This window comes from Nocardioides sp. CPCC 206348 (assembly GCF_048654705.1).
Classification (GTDB): Bacteria; Actinomycetota; Actinomycetes; order Propionibacteriales; family Nocardioidaceae; genus Nocardioides.
Map to the genome: position 1 here is coordinate 110,086 of NZ_JBMCZA010000229.1, position 581 is coordinate 110,666.

Genomic DNA, 581 nt, shown 5'->3' on the forward strand with positions numbered 1-581 from the left:
GGTGAGGGACTGCGCTGTCGTCGTACGGACCCAGACGGAGGCGTCGTAGACGTCGCCGGCCTTGATGGCGACGTTGTCGAAGCCCGTGTTGCGGACCCCGTCGCCGGCCGCGGCGGCGACCAGCCGCAGGTAGTTGCGGTTCATGTCGTTGAGGCGACCGGCGTCGTTGAGGACGGTTGCACTCGTCGCGCCTCCGCTGCGGTTCGCCAGGCTCCAGGCGGTCATCGCGTTGAAGGAGCCGTTGTCGGTGCTGTTGAACTCGAAGGACCGGTTGCGCACCAGTTCGGCATAGATGCCGCCGTCGGCTGCGTAGTTGATGTCCTCGAAGAAGATCCCGAACATGTCGGGGTTGAGCTCGGCACCTTCGCCGTCGGCGTCGATGTCGAGCGTGGCCGTGCTGTCGTCGACCTCGGTCAGCACGAAGCGCACGGCATCGGCCTCGGCGCCGACCGCGAGCCGGCCATCAGCGCCGGCCACCACGTGGTCGGACCCGTCCGCTGCGCCGTCGATCCGTACGACGACCTTGCCGCCGCCGGCGTCGGTGAACCGCAGCGGCGTGGGATCGGTGCCGGGTTGCCCGA

The 581-nt window shown here is 68.8% G+C and carries 1 pseudogene; it reads right to left on the reverse strand.

Annotation, left to right across the window (positions count from 1 at the left end):
• A pseudogene (locus tag ACOADB_RS26330) lies at positions 1–581 on the reverse strand (hypothetical protein); the annotation flags it as partial.